This is a genomic window from Streptomyces sp. NPDC006602, from assembly GCF_042870385.1.
GTDB lineage: Bacteria > Actinomycetota > Actinomycetes > Streptomycetales > Streptomycetaceae > Streptomyces.
Map to the genome: position 1 here is coordinate 173,346 of NZ_JBIAHG010000012.1, position 15,438 is coordinate 188,783.

12 protein-coding genes are annotated in these 15,438 nt (G+C 68.5%); 1 reads left to right on the forward strand and 11 read right to left on the reverse strand.

The genetic code is table 11. The annotated features are described in order from the left end of the window. Positions 1–12: 12 nt before the first annotated feature. The 9 genes from rodA to ACFYO2_RS28110 all read right to left on the reverse strand — a co-directional run bounded on the left by rodA (position 13) and on the right by ACFYO2_RS28110 (position 12,008). On the reverse strand, positions 13–1,212 hold the full coding sequence (gene rodA, locus ACFYO2_RS28070; RefSeq protein WP_388354603.1) for a rod shape-determining protein RodA: 1,200 nt from the start codon (positions 1,210–1,212) through the stop codon (positions 13–15). Beyond that, positions 1,209–3,458 carry a penicillin-binding protein 2 gene (gene mrdA / locus ACFYO2_RS28075; RefSeq protein ID WP_388354606.1) on the reverse strand — a complete coding sequence of 750 codons (2,250 nt, stop codon included), beginning with the start codon at positions 3,456–3,458 and terminating at the stop codon, positions 1,209–1,211. The genes rodA and mrdA overlap by 4 nt, the downstream gene beginning before the upstream one ends. A 136-nt stretch (positions 3,459–3,594) precedes the next feature. After that, entirely contained in the window at positions 3,595–4,266 is a 672-nt protein-coding gene (gene mreD, locus ACFYO2_RS28080) for a rod shape-determining protein MreD (protein ID WP_388354609.1), read from the reverse strand. A 12-nt stretch (positions 4,267–4,278) separates the two neighbouring features. Further along, complete coding sequence (mreC, locus tag ACFYO2_RS28085) at positions 4,279–5,226, reverse strand: rod shape-determining protein MreC (RefSeq protein ID WP_388354612.1); 948 nt, start codon at positions 5,224–5,226, stop codon at positions 4,279–4,281. 159 nt (positions 5,227–5,385) lie between these two features. Next, positions 5,386–6,405, reverse strand: a complete 1,020-nt coding sequence (locus ACFYO2_RS28090; protein ID WP_004931372.1) for a rod shape-determining protein — start codon at positions 6,403–6,405, stop codon at positions 5,386–5,388. 268 nt (positions 6,406–6,673) lie between these two features. Then, on the reverse strand, positions 6,674–7,087 hold the full coding sequence (ndk, locus tag ACFYO2_RS28095; RefSeq protein ID WP_388354616.1) for a nucleoside-diphosphate kinase: 414 nt from the start codon (positions 7,085–7,087) through the stop codon (positions 6,674–6,676). Positions 7,088–7,193: 106 nt separating this feature from the next. After that, complete coding sequence (locus ACFYO2_RS28100) at positions 7,194–7,550, reverse strand: DUF4233 domain-containing protein (RefSeq protein WP_388354619.1); 357 nt, start codon at positions 7,548–7,550, stop codon at positions 7,194–7,196. Positions 7,551–7,557: 7 nt separating this feature from the next. After that, positions 7,558–9,069, reverse strand: coding sequence for a bifunctional folylpolyglutamate synthase/dihydrofolate synthase (locus tag ACFYO2_RS28105; protein WP_388354621.1), 1,512 nt, complete (start codon positions 9,067–9,069; stop codon positions 7,558–7,560). A gap of 314 nt (positions 9,070–9,383) precedes the next feature. Then, a complete protein-coding gene (locus ACFYO2_RS28110; RefSeq protein ID WP_388354624.1) occupies positions 9,384–12,008 on the reverse strand; it encodes a valine--tRNA ligase in 2,625 nt (874 codons plus the stop codon). Positions 12,009–12,144: 136 nt separating this feature from the next. On the opposite strand from ACFYO2_RS28110, the gene ACFYO2_RS28115 reads away from it, so the two are divergent. After that, on the forward strand, positions 12,145–13,176 hold the full coding sequence (locus tag ACFYO2_RS28115) for a hypothetical protein (RefSeq protein WP_388354627.1): 1,032 nt from the start codon (positions 12,145–12,147) through the stop codon (positions 13,174–13,176). A 77-nt stretch (positions 13,177–13,253) separates the two neighbouring features. On the opposite strand, the gene clpX is transcribed toward ACFYO2_RS28115, so the two are convergent. Together clpX and ACFYO2_RS28125 are read right to left on the reverse strand one after the other, a co-directional pair. Beyond that, a complete protein-coding gene (gene clpX, locus ACFYO2_RS28120) occupies positions 13,254–14,540 on the reverse strand; it encodes an ATP-dependent Clp protease ATP-binding subunit ClpX (protein ID WP_388354797.1) in 1,287 nt (428 codons plus the stop codon). A gap of 184 nt (positions 14,541–14,724) precedes the next feature. After that, on the reverse strand, positions 14,725–15,405 hold the full coding sequence (locus ACFYO2_RS28125; RefSeq protein ID WP_388354630.1) for an ATP-dependent Clp protease proteolytic subunit: 681 nt from the start codon (positions 15,403–15,405) through the stop codon (positions 14,725–14,727). Between the last annotated feature and the right edge of the window lie 33 nt (positions 15,406–15,438).

Sequence of the window (15,438 nt, forward strand, 5' to 3'; positions counted from 1 at the left end):
CGCCGGACAGCCCTACGCCGACATCGGCCGCTGCACCCGGATCGACTGCAGCAGCCCCACCGCCACCCACACCGAGAACATCGAGGAGCCGCCGTACGACACGAACGGCAGCGGCAGGCCCGTGACCGGCATGATGCCGAGGGTCATGCCGATGTTCTCGAAGGCCTGGAAGGCGAACCAGGCCACGATGCCGGCGGCGACGATCGTGCCGTACAGCTCGGTCGTCTCGCGGGCGATGCGGCAGGCGCGCCACAGCACCACACCCAGCAGGACGATGATCAGGCCGCCGCCGAGGAAGCCCAGTTCCTCGCCCGCGACCGTGAACACGAAGTCGGTCTGCTGTTCCGGCACGAACTGGCCCGTGGTCTGGGAGCCCTGGAAGAGGCCCGAGCCCGTCAGACCTCCCGAACCGATCGCGATGCGGGCCTGGTTGGTGTTGTAGCCGACGCCCGCGGGATCGAGGCTGGGGTTGGCGAAGGCGGCGAAGCGGGCGATCTGGTACTCGTCCAGGATGTGCAGCTGCCAGACGGCGATCGTGCCGATCGCGCCCGCACTCAGCAGTCCGAACACCCACCGGTTCGACGCGCCGGAGGCGAGCAGCACGCCCAGCACGATGATGACCATGACCATGACCGACCCGAGGTCGGGCATCAGCATCACGATGAGCATCGGGACGGCGGCCAGCCCGAGCGCCTGGAGCACGGTCCGGTGGTCGGGGTGGGGCTTGTCGCCCGCGTCCACGCGTGCCGCCAGCAGCATCGCCATGCCGAGGATGATCGTGATCTTCACGAACTCGGAGGGCTGGAGCGAGAAGCCGCCGCCCAGCACGATCCAGGAGTGCGCGCCGTTGACCGTCGTGCCGAGCGGCGTGAGCACCATCAGGATGAGGAACACCGAGGCGCCGTACAGGAGCGGCACGGCCGTGCGGAGTGTGCGGTGGCCGAGCCACACCGTGCCGAGCATCAGGGCGAAGCCGATGCCGGTGTTCATGATGTGCCGGATCAGGAAGTAGTACGGGTCGCCCTGGTTGATCTCGGTGCGGTTGCGGGTCGCCGAGAAGACCAGGATCGAGCCGATGCCGGAGAGGGCCAGTGCCGCCAGCAGTATCGGCCAGTCCAGCCGGCGGGCGATCGAGTCACGGGCGAGCAGGCGGGCCCAGCCCGCGCGTTCGGGGCCGTAGCCGGAGACCTGGAAGCTGTTCACGCCGGTCATGTGGGCATCCTCCGGCTTCTCCCGGCACGCCGTCGCCGACGCGCGTTGCGGTTGCCCGTGCCGGCCGTCGCCACCGTGGCCGCCAGCTGCTGCACGTCCGCCTCGTCCGAGCTCTTCTGGCTGGCCTGCTGCTCCTTGGCCGGGTCCTTGCCGACCTTCGGGGAGGTGATCGAACCGTCCGCCTTGATCTTCGGCAGGCTCTTCTCCGGGGTGGGCAGCAGCGCCTTCTTCTGGTCGATCGAGCCGTCGGCCTGGACGCCGTACAGGGCGTTGTAGATGTGGCGCACGGCCTCACCGGAGGCGCCCGAGCCCGTACCGGCCTGAGCGATCGTCATGACGATCGTGTAGTCCTTGCTGTAGGTGGCGAGCCAGGACGTGGTCTGCTTGCCGTAGACCTCGGCGGTACCTGTCTTGGCGTGCAGCGGGATCTCGTCCTGCGGCCAGCCCTGGAACTTCCACGCGGCGGTACCGCGGGTGACGACGCCTTCGAGGGCCGTGTCCATGCCCTTGAGCGTGGCCTTGCTGACCGGCAGCTTGGCCTTGACCTGGGGCTTGATCTCCTGCACGGTCTTGCCGTCGGCACTGACGATCGCCTTGCCGATGGTCGGGACGTACTCGGTGCCACCGTTGGCGAGGGCCCCGTAGATCATGGCCTGCTGGACCGGCGTGACGAGGGTGTCGCCCTGGCCGATGGAGTAGTTGATCGAGTCGCCCTCGCGCATCTTGTTGCCTTCGAGGCAGTTCTCGTAGGCGATCTTCTCGACGTAACTGCCGTCCTTCTTACCGGTCTTGCACCAGGAGTCCTTGTTGGCCTTCCAGTAGTCCTGCTTCCACTGGCGGTCCGGGACGCGGCCGGTGACCTCGTTGGGCAGGTCGATGCCGGTCTCCTTGCCGAGGCCGAACTGGTGCGCGGCCTTGTAGAAGTAGTCCTTGGGCTCACCCTTCTTCGGGTTGATGCCGCCGTCCTTCTTCCACTCCCGGTCGGCGAGGCCGTAGAAGACGGTGTCGCAGGAGACCTCCAGGGCTCGGCCGAGCGAGATCGGGCCGAAGCTCTCCCCCTCGAAGTTCTTGAAGACCTGGCCTCCCACCGAGTACGAGCTGGTGCACGGGTAGCCGCCGTCCCACTCGTAGCCGGCCTCGACCGCGGCTGCCGTGGAGACCACCTTGAAGGTCGAACCGGGCGCGGACTGACCCTGTATGGCCCGGTTGAGCAGCGGGTAGTTGGAGTCCTTGCCGGTGAGCTTCTTGTAGTCCTTGGCGGAGATGCCGCCGACCCAGGCGTTCGGGTCGTACGTCGGGGCGGAGGCCATCGAGACGATCCGGCCGGTCTTGGCCTCCATCACGATGACGGCGCCCGAGTCGGCCTTGTAGTTCTCGCCGGTGATCTTGTCGTACTGCTTGCGGGCGGTCTTCATCGCCTGGTTCAGCTCGTACTCGGCCACGCGCTGGACGCGGGCGTCGATGCTGGTGACCAGGTTGGAGCCGGGCTGGGCGGCGTCGGCCTCGGCCTCGCCGATGACGCGGCCGAGGTTGTCGACCTCGTAGCGGGTGACGCCGGCCTTGCCGCGCAGCTCCTTGTCGTACTCGCGCTCCAGACCCGAGCGGCCCACCTGGTCGGAGCGCAGGTAGGGCGAGTCGGTGTCCTGGGCCTTGGTGATCTCCTCGTCGGTGACGGGCGAGAGGTAACCGAGGACCTGGGCGGTGTTGGCCTTGCCGGGGGCGGCGTAGCGCCGCACGGCCTCCGGCTCGGCGGTGACGCCGGGGAAGTCCTCGGCGCGCTCGCGGATCTGGAGGGCCTGCTTGGCGGTGGCCTCGTCGGTGACGGGGATCGGCTGGTAGGGCGAGCCGTTCCAGCAGGGCTGCGGCGTCTTGGAGTCGCACAGCCGGACCTTCTCCATGACCTCCTGGGGCTTCATGCCCAGCACGCCCGCCAACTTGGTGAGGACGGCCTTGCCGTCGTCCTTCATCTTCAGCAGATCGGTGCGGGAGGCGGAGACCACCAGCCGGGTCTCGTTGTCCGCGAGGGGCACTCCGCGCGCGTCCAGGATCGAGCCGCGTACGGCGGGTTCGACGACCTGCTGGACGTGGTTGCCGGACGCCTCCTTGGCGTACTCGTCGCCCTCGCGGATCTGGAGGTACCACAGGCGTCCGCCGAGGGTGCCGAGCAGGGAGAGGACGAGGATCTGGATGACGACGAGCCGGATCTGGACCCGTGGGGTCCGGCCGGTCTCCGGGATGTTGGTCATGGGCGCAGCCCATTCGTCGGAAGGGTGGTGGCGGGCGACGGGTGGGCGGTCACTGCGGCTGCCTCCCCCTCTCAGTGTGTGTATGTGTCATATACGACGGACCTGTGAGCCGGTGACCCGGCCGACTCCCGCGCGATCACAGCCGCTTGACCCCCTTGATGCGGCCGGCCCGCGTCGTGCGGGCCCTGGCGGCCTTCACCTTCAGCCCGTTGCGCTGACCGCCGATCCGCAGCCCGGTGCCGGCGGAGAGCCAGCCGGAGGAGATGTCGGCGGTCTTGGCGGCGGAGTGGCTCTCCGCGAGGGGGTCGTTCTCAGCGCGCCGGGCCAGCGCCATGATGCCGGGGACGACGAACGGGGCGAGCAGCAGGTCGTAGAGCGCGGCCGTGAACAGCAGGCTGCCGAGGCCGACATGGCGGGCGGCGGTGTCGCCGACGAGGGCGCCGACACCGGCGTACAGCAGGGTGGAGCCGATGGCGGCGGCGACCACGACGACCATGGGTCCGGTGGCCGATTTCAGCCGGCCGTTCTCGGGTTTCGCCAGGCCCGCGAGGTAGCCGATGACGCACAGCACGAGGGCGTAGCGGCCGGCCGCGTGGTCGGCGGGCGGGGCGAGGTCGGCGAGGAGTCCGGCGCCGAACCCGACGAGGGCGCCGCCGACATGGCCGTACACCATGGCGAGGCCCAGGACGGTGAGGAGCAGCAGGTCGGGGACGGCGCCCGGGAGATGGAGGCGGGCCAGGACGCTCACCTGGAGGACCAGGGCGACGACGACCAGGGCGGTGGACAGCAGGATCCGGTTGACGCGCATGGGCTGAAGCTCCTACTGCTCTTCTTGGATCTGGCCGTCGATCGGCGCGTTCGCGGACGGGGTGACGGTGACCGTCACGGTCGGCGTGGGGGTCGGCTTCGGCTTGGCGGGCAGCACCGTATCGCGTGGGTCCTTCTTCGGGGCCTCGACGACGACGCCGACGATGTCGAGCTTGCTGAAGCTGACGTACGGCGTGACGTAGAGAGTGCGGGTGAGGTCGCCGGCGGAGGGGTCGACGCGGGAGACCACGCCGACCGGCACGCCGGGCACGAAGGGCTTGTCGGCCTGCGAGCCGAAGGTGACCAGGCGGTCGCCCTGCTTGATCTCGGCCTTGCCGTTGAGGAGTTCGACGCGCAGCGGGCGGTCGCCCTGCCCGGAGGCGAAGCCGAGTTCGTCACCGGCCTCCATGCGGGTACCGACGGTGAAGTCGGGGTCGTTGGCGAGCAGCACGGTGGAAGTGTCGGGGCCGACGGTCGTCACGCGCCCCACGAGGCCGTCCCCGTTCAGCACGGTCATGTCGCGCTTGATGCCGTCGCTCGCGCCGACGTCGATGGTGATGGTCCAGGAGAAGCCCTGGGCCGCTCCTATGGCGATGACCTGGGCGCCCTTGATGCCGTACTGGCCGGCGCCCGAGAGCTTCAGCATCTTGTCGAGCTGGGTGAGGCGGCTGCGGTTGCGGTCGTCGCTGCCGAGCTTCGCCTCGAGGGCCGCGTTCTCCTTCTCCAACTCGGCGAGCCGGTCGTGCCGTTCGCCGGAGTCACGGATGGCCGATACGGCGTTGCCGACCGGGTCGACCGCGGCCGACACCCCGTCCTCCATCGGGCCGAACACCGTGGCCGCGCCCTGGCGGGCACCGTCGACCGGCGAGTCCTCCCCACCGCGGATGTCCACCGTGATCAGCGCGAACGCGACGGCGACCAGCAGCACCAGGAGCAGCCGGCTCTCTCGTGTGTCCCTCACGTGCGGCGGCCGTGCCCTTCCTCATAGGAATGCGAGTGCAATGTTTACGTGTCGTTACTTATGGGGCGTGTTGATACTTATGAGCGAGCTTATGTCTCTATATCAACGATCCGCCGCACGAGAGGAGATCATCTCGTACGGCGGAATCGAAGAGTTGCGTCATCTGCGCGGCTGGGCGTCCAGAACCTGCTGCAACGCCTCGAACTCCTCGACGCACTTTCCGGATCCGAGCGCCACACTGTCCAGCGGGTCCTCGGCGATGTGGATCGGCATGCCGGTCTCGCGGCGCAGCCGCTCGTCGAGCCCGCGCAGCAGCGCACCGCCACCGGTGAGAACGATTCCGCGGTCCATGATGTCGCCGGACAGCTCCGGCGGGCACTTGTCGAGGGTCGTCTTCACGGCGTCCACGATGGCGTTGACGGGCTCCTCGATCGCCTTGCGGACTTCGGCGGCCGAGATGACGACGGTCTTGGGCAGCCCGGAGACGAGGTCCCGGCCACGGATTTCGGTGTGCTCGTCAGCGTCGAGGTCGTACGCCGAACCGATCGTGATCTTGATCTGCTCGGCCGTCCGCTCACCCAGCAGGAGCGAGTACTCCTTCTTGATGTGCTGGATGATCGCGTTGTCCAGTTCGTCGCCCGCCACGCGGATGGACTGGGCGGTGACGATGCCGCCGAGGGAGATGACCGCGACCTCCGTGGTGCCGCCGCCGATGTCCACCACCATGTTGCCCGTGGCCTCGTGGACCGGCAGGCCGGAGCCGATGGCGGCCGCCATCGGCTCCTCGATGATGTGCACCTGACGGGCGCCGGCCTGGGACGACGCCTCGATGACGGCGCGGCGCTCGACGCCCGTGATGCCCGAGGGCACACAGACGACGACCCGCGGACGAGCCAGATACCGCCGCTTGTGGATCTTCAGAATGAAGTAGCGGAGCATCCGCTCGGTGATCTCGAAGTCGGCGATCACGCCGTCCTTCAGCGGACGCACGGCAACGATGTTGCCGGGTGTGCGCCCGATCATCTTCTTCGCTTCGGCGCCGACCGCGAGGATGCCACCGGTGTTGGTGTTGATCGCGACGACGGACGGCTCGTTGAGTACGATCCCGCGACCCCTGACGTACACCAGCGTGTTGGCGGTCCCGAGGTCGACAGCCATGTCACGGCCGATGAACGACATTGAGTTCCCCATCAGGATTCGACTGGCCTTCCCATTGAGCTTTTGAGGGCTTTTCAGGTCGGCGAAGTGGGTGCAGCGACGTGAAGGCTTCCATCGTAGACGCGCCTTCGCGAACACTGCGTGAGGGTCTCCGCCATTGTCAGCAGATGCCGTGCGGGTTCGCTTCTGGAGACGGGCGTTCGGGGTCACTCGTTCCCTCGATCGCCCCGCATATGCCGGAACGTCCGGGGGCAAACACCCCCAGACTCTCACTCGGCCGCCGCGGGCGCTACGCGCGACCGGGGAAGAAGATCTTCACCTCACGTTCGGCGGACTCCTCGGAGTCGGAGGCGTGGATCAGGTTCTCCCGCACGATCACGCCGTAGTCCCCGCGGATGGAGCCGGGCGCGGCGGCGATCGGGTCGGTCGGACCGGCCAGCGCCCGCACCCCCTCGATGACCCGGTCGCCCTCGACGATCAGCACCACGACCGGACCGGAGGCCATGAACTCCACGAGCGGCTCGTAGAAGGGCTTGCCCTTGTGCTCGCCGTAGTGCTGCTCCAGGGTGTCCTGGTCCAGGGTGCGCAGCTCCAGCGCGGTGATCTGCCAGCCGGCCTTGCGCTCGATACGGCTGATGATCTCGCCGGTCAGGCCACGACGAACGGCGTCGGGCTTGAGAAGGACGAGGGTGCGCTGGCTCACGACGGGGCTCCTTCGGATCAAGGATGGTGCGGGATGCTGAGATTACAGGGCGTGTCCGGCCTCCTGTTACGCAGCGTCAGGTGCAAAGGAGCCGCGGTGGAACGGGTCACGCCGGGTCCGGCGTCGAGGTGTCCGCCTGCGCCGCGAATCTCGCCTTCGCCTCGTCGATCTTCCGTCCGTAGTGCACGGACGCCCACCACAGGGCCGCGAAGATCGCACCCAGGAAGAACATCGTCGGGACGATGACGCCGGAGGCGATCAGCGCGATCTGGAGGGCCCAGCCGAGCGCGACGCCGCCGGGCCTGGTGACCATGCCGCACAGCAGCAGGCACGCGAACATGGCGATCCCGCTGACCGTCCACACCGTGGTCGTGGACAGGTCGGGGTCCTTCATCGCGACCAGCGCGGCGAAGCCGATGATGAAGACCTCGCCGATCAGGGTCGATGCACAGAGCGTACGCATGCCGGTCTCAGCCCTTCCCCAGCAGCAGCCGGGCCTCGCCGACGGTGATGACGGAGCCGGTGACGAGCACCCCGCCGCCCGCGAACTCGCCCTCCTCCTCGGCCAGCGTGATCGCGGCCTCCAGGGCGTCCGGCAGCCGCGGTTCGACCTGCACCCGCTCGTCGCCGAACACCTCGACGGCGATCGCGGCGAGCTCGTCGGCGTCCATCGCGCGATGGCTGGAGTTCTGCGTGACGACGACCTCGGCGAAGATCGGCTCGAAGGCCTCCAGCAGCCCTCGTACGTTCTTGTCCCCGCTCGCCCCGACGATCCCGATCAGCCGGCTGAAGTCGAACGCCTCCCCGACCGCCTCCGCGGTGGCGCGGGCGCCCGCCGGATTGTGGGCCGCGTCCAGGACGACGGTCGGCGACCGCCGTACGACCTCCATCCGGCCCGGCGCGGCCACCGCCGCGAACGCCTTGCGGACGGTGTCGATGTCGAGCGGCTCGGGCCGCTGCGAGCCGACGCCGAAGAACGCCTCGACGGCGGCGAGGGCGACGGCCGCGTTGTGCGCCTGATAGGGGCCGTGCAGGGGGAGGTACACCTCGGTGTACTCGCCGCCGAGCCCGCGCAGGGTGAGCAATTGTCCGCCGACGGCGATCGTCCGTGCCACGACGCCGAACTCGAGCCCCTCACGGGCCACGGTCGCGTCGACCTCGACGGCCTTCTTCAGCAGCACCTGAGCGGCGTCGACCGGCTGCTGCGCCAGGATCACCGCCGCGTCCTGCTTGACGATGCCGGCCTTCTCGGTGGCGATCGCCGCGAACGTCTCACCGAGCCGGTCGGTGTGGTCGAGGTCGATGGGGGTGACGACGGCGACGTCCCCGTCGATGACGTTGGTGGCGTCCCAGGACCCGCCCATGCCCACTTCCACGACGGCGACGTCGACGGGGGCGTCGGCGAAGGCCGCGTACGCCATTCCCGTGAGCACCTCGAAGAAGGACAGCCGGTACTCCTGCTGCGCGTCGACCATCTCGACGTACGGCTTGATGTCCTGGTACGTCTCGATGAACCGCTCGGCGGAGATGGGTACGCCGTCGAGACTGATGCGCTCGGTGATCGACTGGACGTGGGGGCTCGTGTACCTGCCGGTGCGCAGCTCGAAGGCGCCGAGGAGGGCCTCGATCATGCGGGCGGTGGAGGTCTTGCCGTTGGTGCCGGTGATGTGGATGGAGGGGTACGACCGCTGCGGCTCGCCCAGCACGTCCATCAGCGCGGCGATGCGGCTGACGGAGGGCTCCAGCTTGGTCTCGCCCCAGCGGGTGGCGAGCTCCGCCTCGACTTCCCTCAGGGCCTTGTCGACCTCGGGGTCCGCCGGGCGTGTCGGCACGTCGGCCTGCGGCGAACCGCCCTGCGTGCGCAGGGTACGGCTGCCGGCCTCGATCACCGCGAGATCCGGGTCCCGCTCGGTCTCGGCCGCGATGATCTCGTCGAAGTCACTGCTGTCGTCACTGCTGTCGTGCGGGGGCTGCTCACTCACGGGGTCAGTCTACGGAGGCGACGGTGTGGGCGCGGGTCGGCGGGGGTGGTTGTCCCTGGGGGATCGGTCCCAGACCTCCGGGGCGCAGCCGCACATAGCCGTCCGCGTAGCTGCGGGCAGTCGTGCCGCTGGGGCGATGGGGGTCCCCCCGCTCGAGCGAAGTCGAGAGTGGGGGAGGCACCCCGCAACGCCGGGTTGCGCGACCCGTCCCGACTCCACCCCGTAGCGCCGGGCCGCGCGAACTTGCCCCACGGCAACCGAAGGCCCCCGGAGCCAACCAACTCCGAGGGCCTTCACCGACGTACCCGGACCGCCTACGCCTCCGGCAACCGGTCCAGCTGCGCGGCGATCCGCGCGATGTCCTCGTCCGCCTTCGCCAACCGCGTCCGGATCTTCTCCACCACGTGATCGGGAGCCTTCGCCAGGAACGCCTCGTTGCCGAGCTTCGCGTTCGCCTGGGCCTTCTCCTTCTCCGCCGCGGCGAGATCCTTGGCCAGCCGCTTCCGCTCGGCCGCCACATCGATCGTGCCGGACAGGTCGAGCGCCACCTCGGCACCGCCGACCGGCAGCGTCGCCGTAGCGGTGAAGGCGTCGCCCTCCGGCTGGAGCCGCAGGAGCTGGCGGATCGCCGCCTCGTGCGGGGCGAGCGCCGTGCCGTCCAGCGAAAGGCGGGCCGGGACCCGCTGCCCCGGCTGCAGACCCTGGTCGGCGCGGAAGCGGCGGACCTCGGTGATGACCTGCTGGAGCGTCTCGATCTCCTTCTCCGCGCCCGTGTCACGGAAGCCGCTGTCCGAGGGCCACTCGGCGATGACGAGCGACTCGCCACCGGTCAGCGTGGTCCACAGAGTCTCCGTGACGAACGGGACGACGGGGTGGAGCAGGCGCAGCGTGACGTCCAGGACCTCACCGAGGACGCGCTTGGAGACCTCGGCCGCCTCGCCGCCCGCCTGGAACGTGGTCTTGGACAGCTCGACGTACCAGTCGAACACCTCGTCCCACGCGAAGTGGAACAGCGCGTCGGAGAGCTTGGCGAACTGGTAGTCCTCGTAGAACGCGTCGACCTCGGCGACAACGGAGTTGAGCCGGGACAGGATCCATCGATCGGTCGCCGACATCGCCGAAAGCTCTGGCAGCGGCCCCTCGACCGTCGCGCCGTTCATCAGCGCGAAGCGCGTCGCGTTCCAGATCTTGTTGGCGAAGTTGCGGGAGCCCTGGACCCAGTCCTCGCCGATCGGGACGTCGACGCCCGGGTTGGCGCCCCGGGCGAGAGTGAACCGGAGGGCGTCGCTGCCGTACTTGTCCATCCAGTCCAGCGGGTTGACCGCGTTGCCGAAGGACTTCGACATCTTCTTGCCGAACTGGTCGCGGACCATGCCGTGCAGGGCGATGGTGTGGAACGGCGGGGTGCCGTCCATGGCGTACAGGCCGAACATCATCATCCGGGCGACCCAGAAGAAGAGGATGTCGTAGCCGGTGACCAGGACGGAGTTCGGGTAGAACTTCGCGAGCGATTCGGTCTGTTCGGGCCAGCCGAGGGTGGAGAAGGGCCACAGGCCGGAGGAGAACCAGGTGTCGAGGACGTCGGTGTCCTGACGCCAGCCCTCGCCGGTGGGGGCCTCGTCGTCGGGACCGACGCAGACGACTTCGCCATTCGGCCCGTACCAGACCGGGATTCGGTGCCCCCACCACAACTGCCGTGAGATGCACCAGTCGTGGAGGTTGTCGACCCAGTCGAAGTACCGCTTCTCCATCTCCTGCGGATGGATCTTGACGCGTCCGTCCCGGACGGCGTCACCGGCGGCCTTCGCGAGCGGGCCCACCTTGACCCACCACTGCATGGACAGGCGCGGCTCGATGGTGGTCTTGCAGCGCGAGCAGTGGCCGACCGAGTGGACGTAGGGCCGCTTCTCGGCGACGATCCGGCCCTCTGCGCGCAGCGCGGCGACGATCGCCGAGCGGGCCTCCAGCCGGTCCTGGCCCTGGAAGGGGCCGTGGGCGGTGATGACGGCGTGCTCGTCCATGATCGTGATGGCGGGCAGGTCGTGGCGCTGGCCGATCTCGAAGTCGTTCGGATCGTGGGCCGGGGTGACCTTGACGGCACCCGTGCCGAACTCGGGGTCGACGTGGTCGTCGGCGACGACCGGGATGGAACGGTCGGTCAGCGGCAGCCTGATGAGCTTGCCGACCAGGTGCTTGTACCGCTCGTCGTCGGGGTGAACGGCGACCGCCGTGTCACCGAGCATGGTCTCGGCACGGGTGGTGGCGACGACGATCGTCTCGTCCCCGTCGCCGTACTTCATGGAGACCAGTTCGCCGTCGTCGTCCTGATACTCCACCTCGATGTCCGAGATGGCGGTCAGGCAGCGCGGGCACCAGTTGATGATGCGCTCGGCGCGGTAGATCAGCTCGTCGTCGTAGAGCCGCTTGAAGATGGTCTGGACGGCCTGCGAGAGCCCTTCGTCCATGGTGAAGCGCTCACGGGTCCAGGCGACGCCGTCGCCGAGGCGCCGCATCTGACCGGAGATCTGCCCGCCGGACTCGGCCTTCCACTGCCAGACACGCTCGACGAAGGCCTCACGGCCGAGGTCGTGCCGGGACTTGCCCTCCTTGCCGAGCTCCCGCTCGACGACGTTCTGTGTGGCGATGCCGGCGTGATCCATGCCGGGCTGCCACAGCGCCTCGTAGCCCTGCATGCGCTTGCGGCGGGTCAGGGCGTCGATGAGCGTGTGCTCGAAGGCGTGCCCGAGGTGCAGGCTGCCCGTGACGTTCGGCGGCGGGATGACGATGGTGTACGGAGGCTTGTCGCTCTTCGCGTCGGCCTCGAAGTAACCGCGCTCTACCCAGCGCTCGTACAGCGGCCCCTCTACGTCGGCCGGCGCGTACTGGGTCGGCAGTTCGGTGTCGGGCGCTGATGGCTGCTGCTGAGCGTTCTCGGTCACGGGCTCAGTTTAGGGGTGTCACCGGGCAGTCCCGAAACGCGATTCTTGTGTAACGGTGAGCCCCCCGACGCCATGTGTCCCCTGTGGCTACGCCAGGATGTCAGGGACACATAAGCATCTGGAGGGGAACCCAGAAATGAGCTACAACCAGCCGGGCCCGTACGGCGGGCAGCCCCAGCAGCCTGGACCATACGGTCAGCAGGGCCCCTACGGCCAGCCGCCGCAGGCTCCGCCCGCCCAGCCCGGCTACGGTTACCCCCAGCAGGCCCCGCCCGCCCAGCCCGGTTACGGCTACCCCCAGCAGGCCCCGCCCGCCCAGCCGGGCTACGGCCAACCGCAACAGCCCCCGCAGGACGTCCCGCCCCAGCAGCAGCCGTACGGACAGCAGGCCCCTTACGGCCAGCAGCCGTACGGTCAGCAGCCGCCCTACGGCCAGGCTCCGTACGGGGTTCCGCAGCCGCCGGCCGCCGGTGGCGGCAAGAAGAAGACGGGCATCATCATCGCCGCCGTCGCCGTCGTGGCCGCCGTAGGCGTGGGTGCGTACTTCGTCATCGGCGGGAGCGGGGGCGGCCTGGAGGACGACGGCGCGCACAAGCTCGACACGCCGGCGACCGTGGTCACCGAGTACAAGCGCGTCGGCAAGGGCGGCGAGAGCAGCGACGCGAGCACCACCAAGTACCTCTCCGCAAGCGGCATGAAGGACGGCAAGGCCGTCGTCGTGCAGTACTCGACGGCCGACTTCAGCGGCTTCGACCAGAGCGACCCGAGCACCTTGCCGCCCCAGTCCGAGCTGCTGGTCGCCAAGGGCGTCACGGTCGTGGGCGGTTACGGCAAGATCGCGGACCCCGAGAAGGCCCTGGACACGTACTTCGCCGCCATCACGAAGCAGATCCTGGACAGTTCCTCCAGCTCCGGCTCCTCCGGCAGCGGCGCCGAGCTGATCGGCCAGCCCGAGGAGGCCGATATCGACGGGGCGCTCATGAAGTGCCAGTCGGCGAAGAGCACCAACAGCCTCACCAAGAAGGAGTCGACCGACTGGTTCTGCGTCTGGTCCGACTACAGCACGATCGCCATGGTCTCCCCCGGAGACAACACCAAGAGCACCACCAAGGACGTTGCGATCGACCTGACGAAGAAGATCCGCGACGAGATCCGCGTCTCGGCCTGACGCCCTCTTCTGAGCTCAACCACCGAGGGGCCCCGGTCCGTTGACCGGGGCCCCTCGGTGTACGTACGTCTGTGCCGCTACGCCGTCTTCTGCTCGCCCGGACCCCGCCCGCGCGCCTCCCGCGGGATCAGCGTCGGGTTCACGTTCGAGTGGACGACGTCGGCCGTGATGACCACGCGGGCCACGTCCTTGCGGGACGGGATCTCGTACATCACGCCCTGGAGGACTTCCTCCATGATGGCGCGCAGGCCGCGGGCGCCGGTCTGGCGGAGGATGGCCTGGTCGGCGATGGCCTCGAGGGCCTCGCGCTCGAAGTCCAGCTCCACGCCGTCGAGTTCGAAGAGGCGCTCGTACTGCTTGACGAGCGCGTTGCGCGGCTCGACCAGGATCTGGAGGAGGGCCTCGCGGTCGAGGTTGTGGACCGAGGTGATGACCGGGAGACGGCCGATGAACTCGGGGATCATGCCGAACTTGACCAGGTCCTCGGGCATGACGGACTCGAACTGGTCCTTGGTCTCCAGCTCGCGCTTGGACCGGATCGTCGCGCCGAAGCCGATGCCCTTGGCGCCGGCCCGGGACTCGATGAGCTTCTCCAGGCCCGCGAAGGCGCCGCCCACGATGAACAGCACGTTCGTCGTGTCGATCTGGATGAACTCCTGGTGGGGGTGCTTGCGGCCGCCCTGCGGCGGGACCGAGGCCGTGGTGCCCTCCAGGATCTTCAGCAGGGCCTGCTGCACACCCTCGCCGCTGACATCACGCGTGATCGAAGGGTTTTCGCTCTTGCGGGCGACCTTGTCGATCTCGTCGATGTAGATGATCCCGGTCTCGGCCTTCTTGACGTCGTAGTCGGCCGCCTGGATCAGCTTGAGCAGGATGTTCTCGACGTCCTCGCCGACGTACCCCGCCTCGGTGAGGGCCGTTGCGTCGGCGATCGCGAAGGGGACGTTCAGCATGCGGGCGAGGGTCTGGGCGAGGAGGGTCTTGCCGGAGCCCGTGGGGCCCAGCAGGAGGATGTTGGACTTCGCCAACTCGATGGCGTCGTCGCGGCCTTGGGCGCCGCCGTTCTCGCCGGCCTGGACCCGCTTGTAGTGGTTGTACACCGCGACCGAGAGGGCCTTCTTGGCCGGTTCCTGGCCGACGACGTACCCCTCGAGGAACTCGTAGATCTCGCGGGGCTTGGGGAGCTCCTCCCAGCGGACCTCGCTGGTCTCGGCCAGCTCCTCCTCGATGATCTCGTTGCAGAGATCGATGCACTCGTCGCAGATGTATACACCGGGACCTGCGATGAGCTTCTTGACCTGCTTCTGGCTCTTGCCGCAGAACGAGCACTTGAGCAGATCGCCGCCGTCACCGATGCGTGCCACGGTGTGCTTCCCCTTCGCCTGGGAGACGCCTAGGTCCAGCGGCTCCTGGTGCTGCCTTATGTCCGACGGTACCTTGCCGGGCCCCTCGTTCGGGCCCCCCTTGGCACGGTTCACTTTGACGTGCACTTTGTCGTGCACCGTCCTGAACCGTGCCAAGGAGCGGCAGACGATACAGCGTCCGCCGTCAGCGCACGCTCGCGTTGTTCATCTTCCGGGTGGAGATGATCTGATCGATCAGGCCGTACGCCAGGGCGTCCTCGGCCGTGAGGATCTTGTCGCGCTCGATGTCCTCGCGGATCTTCTCGATCGGCGTGGTGGAGTGCTTGGCCAGCAGCTCTTCCAGCTGGGCACGCATCCGGAGGATCTCGTTCGCGGCGATCTCCAGGTCGGACACCTGGCCGCGGCCGGTCTCGCTGTAGGGCTGGTGGATCAGCACGCGCGCGTTCGGGAGCGCCATGCGCTTGCCCGGCGTACCGGCGGCCAGCAGGATGGCGGCGGCCGAGGCGGCCTGGCCCATGCAGACGGTCTGGACGTCGGGCTTCACGAACTGCATCGTGTCGTAGATCGCAGTCAGCGCCGTGAAGGAGCCGCCGGGGCTGTTGATGTAGACCGAGATGTCCCGGTCGGGGTCCATCGACTCAAGGCACAGCAGCTGCGCCATGACGTCGTTGGCGGAGGCGTCGTCGATCTGCACGCCGAGGAAGATCACGCGCTCCTCGAAAAGCTTCGCGTACGGGTCGTACTCGCGAATGCCCTGCGAGGTGCGCTCGACGAAGCGCGGGATCACGTACCGGGACTCTGCCACGGGCACCGTGCTCTCGGCGCGTGCGCGGTCGTACAGGCCGCTGCCGGGGAAGTCGTTCACTGTCTCTCTCCTAGGGGCTGTGGCGGTCGGCTG